2 protein-coding genes are annotated in these 3,289 nt (G+C 41.1%); one reads left to right on the top strand and one right to left on the bottom strand.

The window, feature by feature from the left end:
• Positions 1-83: 83 nt before the first annotated feature.
• Positions 84-1,595 carry a hypothetical protein gene (locus KDK14_RS18220; RefSeq protein ID WP_257266621.1) on the bottom strand — a complete coding sequence of 504 codons (1,512 nt, stop codon included), beginning with the start codon at positions 1,593-1,595 and terminating at the stop codon, positions 84-86.
• 549 nt (positions 1,596-2,144) lie between these two features.
• On the opposite strand from KDK14_RS18220, the gene KDK14_RS18225 reads away from it, so the two are divergent.
• Positions 2,145-2,726 (top strand): hypothetical protein, encoded by a 582-nt coding sequence (locus tag KDK14_RS18225; RefSeq protein ID WP_257266622.1) that lies wholly within the window; start codon positions 2,145-2,147, stop codon positions 2,724-2,726.
• Positions 2,727-3,289 lie beyond the last annotated feature (563 nt).

The raw sequence follows: 3,289 nt of genomic DNA on the forward strand, positions 1-3,289 counted from the left end.
TGTTTTTCTGTTTTCAAGGGGTTAGTGTATTAACGGTCAATAATCAGGAACAACGAGTGGTCAGAAAGACAATGGACGATCATTCAAGTTTCAGGCATTTTATATGAGACTGTATATTTCTGTATGGATTGGATAAAGGCAAATTCATGAAGAGAATGTAAAGTATTATTTGATGAATGAAAAAACGTTGATTCAAGCGGACCAACCAGATGATCTGCCAGCTGATCATAGATGTAATTGTAATTATTAACACACAAGTTATTTTTTTGTATGGAATCAGGATCGGTTGATTCAATTACTTCAGACTGTGTTTTTTTTATGACTGATTGAATCGTTGGATTTTTAGGGCATGCAACACCCATCACTGCACTCTCCACAATTTTTGTCAACGAAGTTTTCCAAAAATAACTATTCGTTGTCAGATCAGGCACTCCTAAAACTTCAGAAGGTTTTAAAGTAATATCTGGCATGGCTGCTGACATTTGCGTATCAAAATCCCGATAGATTAAACCACCATTACTGTTTGAAGAATTCTGAATAATATCTGAATCGTTTAATAGTACGCATCTTTGAAGATCAACGTACAAGGCTTTTGTTGTGCACGTTAATGGTTGTGGACCCTTGCATATTTCAATACTATGTAACTCTGCAGGAGTCATGTGATCTAATTGTTTTTTAAATTCATCAAACATTTTAACCTGATATCTATCTTCCGGATCATAAGCATTTACTATACCCTGACCATCAAAAATGCTTAACCACGGACCCCTTGTCAGCATATTAGGCCAAATTTGGTTTATGTCAGCACCGTACATCATGGTAAAGAATCTAATGTCTGCATGCATTAATGTGGAAAATTCTTGTAGTACCCATATTTTTTTTCTAAATCCGGTTTCTTCTTGTCTAATGATTTGCAATCTGAGATCGGAGGCGGTTTTTCCATATTCCGCTTTCTCTTCCAGGTCACAAAAATGGATTACCTTTAAATTATTATTGGTATTTTCCAGGCTTTTAAAAAAAATATGGATATTCTTCTTTTGTTCTTGATTCAATAGCTCAGGTTGGAATATTTCATAAACAAGGTGAACAGTCGGTGTATTATCAGGATAATGTTTTTTTAAATCGGAAAGAATCGATTTCAGTTGCTTTAATTGTGTATCACCTATTGGTTTTTTACTGACACCTAAATCAGAAGAATTGGTCTTATCATTAAATACCACCCACTGCATTAATTGGTTTGATGCTCCGGACAAGGTTAATTTACGGTATTGTTTGTCCCATTGCTCTGGTGATAATGCATCATAGTATACTTCATCAAAACTGTGTTTAAACTCTGACCTGTCGTTCGACGTGGTGGATGAAAGTGTCGTAATGGGCGTATTTTCTTTTACCGATCTTTGGGTAATAAAACTCAAGCTCCTGGCAACAGGTGTGGCTATTGGCTGGAGCCATGACTGGAGCCATGACTGAAGCCATGAAGTGTGCACCTGATCCCGCCGGGCTGCCCGAAAAGTAAAGAGTTTACTTTCATCAGCGGTTGGCGTTTGCATAGTAGCGCCTGGATTTTCATTGCCAGTAACTTTGGTAATATTCATAGAGTTCTGACACTCCCCGCCCTATCAAGCTGGCTCTTGGTCACAAATACCCATGATAGTCAGAATTATCATTTTCTGAATATTTTCTTGCTCTGAAACCCTTGAAAACACAGGGGGGTTAATATTTGGCTTGAAAACGACATATGCAAAACATACTGTAACCCTTGACTACCAGGGATTACAGGACTTGTGATAAAGAGACAGCCCTATTGAGCAAGGGTTCTTGATCGCTCAAGAACCCTCGCCCGCCATGGCGGGGAGTGTCAGTGTCCGATCCCAAATTATCATATCCGTTTGTGCCAATCATGATAATTTCTGGAACTTTCCAGTTATCCAGCTGTCCATTTCTCTGAGTGAATACAAACTCATCATTAGAATCATTAAAATTTTGGCTAGTTCCTTGCCATGAAAGAAAATTGCCACGGAGGCACAGAAACACGGAGAACAGAAAAAAAAGTTTTCCTCCGTGACTCTATGGCCAAAGCTTTCACGTCAGAGGGTGACAAGCCATCATCATGAACATTTGTTATTGAAGTGGAGAAAGTTCCAATGAGTCCTGCAACAGCACACAATGGTGTCCGTTCTGATTCGCCCCTTCAACCATTGACTGGAGGTTCATCCACCACAACCGGAAACGGAGTGCCTGATACTCCCAAGGTGAAACACTCTCTCACCGGTGGATGTAGAAATGTCAAGAAACTTTTGGATTGTCAAACGGCTTTTATAGTGTTGGGAAGTGTTGCTGCTGGCACTGCTGCTGGAGTTCTTTATCATGCCACCAAAGATTATGACAAGTTATGCTCCCGTAGCATCGACAAGTTCCAGGAAGACATACTCCGTTACAATTGCTCCAATCCGGTTGAATTGCAATTGCTGGAAATAAGACAGGACTATGAAAAGGTCATAGACCCTTTCTTTGGTTTTGTCTCCGGTGTGTTTTTAGGGTGTGCGTTGAGCATGGTTAACAAGTGTCACCGTGAAGGATATCTGGCTCAGGCTATAAGCTACGGTCGGCATTTATGCGACTCTCTTTGTTCAAGGCCGGGTGCAGATGAACCAGCCGAGCAAACAGCCGATGCTGAACCGGTTCCAATTGCGACAACGGATCCCGCCGCCCCCGATATCGTCTGACACCAATGCGCATCTGTGTGAAAGAAGTATGGTCAGCAATGCAATGTGGAGTTGCTGAGATAAAAGCAGTCCGGTCGGGGCAAAGCCAGGAGGCTATCCGAGATTAGACTGCCCTACTTCGGTGGCAGAAAGTTGGTCTAAAAATCCGCTTTTGTTCGACAAATAGTCGCGCTTTAAACCTCACAAACCGAATTTTTTTCTTCAATTTTCTGCCATCCCCGCTATGGGTGCTATTCTCGGATAGCCCCTCGGCTGATCATGAAGAGCCGTCTGAAAATAACTTTCCCATTTTAAACTCAGTGTTCCTGATTATTGCGATGGAGCATCTGAATATGCGGGAGTTATTTACAGACAATTCCTAAATGTAATACCCACAAATTTAGCTTTTGCTTTTTTTGGTATCGGAAATTACCAGGAGGCTGTTCGAGAATAGACTGCCCTACACGGCAACTGCGCCTGCGTTGCTCTAGCTCCTGCATCCATGCAGTCGTGCGGTGGCAGCAAATTAGTCTAAAAAGTCGGAAATTTTTAGTAAATAGAACCACTATTCACTAAAAATTTCC

This window comes from Endozoicomonas sp. ONNA2 (genome assembly GCF_024606365.1).
Taxonomy (GTDB): Bacteria; Pseudomonadota; Gammaproteobacteria; order Pseudomonadales; family Endozoicomonadaceae; genus Endozoicomonas.

Coding starts and splice junctions, on each gene's coding strand:
- KDK14_RS18225 (WP_257266622.1), top strand. CDS start 2,145: ATGAGTCCTGCAACAGCACACAATGGTGTCCGTTCTGATTCGCCCCTT.
- KDK14_RS18220 (WP_257266621.1), bottom strand. CDS start 1,595: ATGAATATTACCAAAGTTACTGGCAATGAAAATCCAGGCGCTACTATG.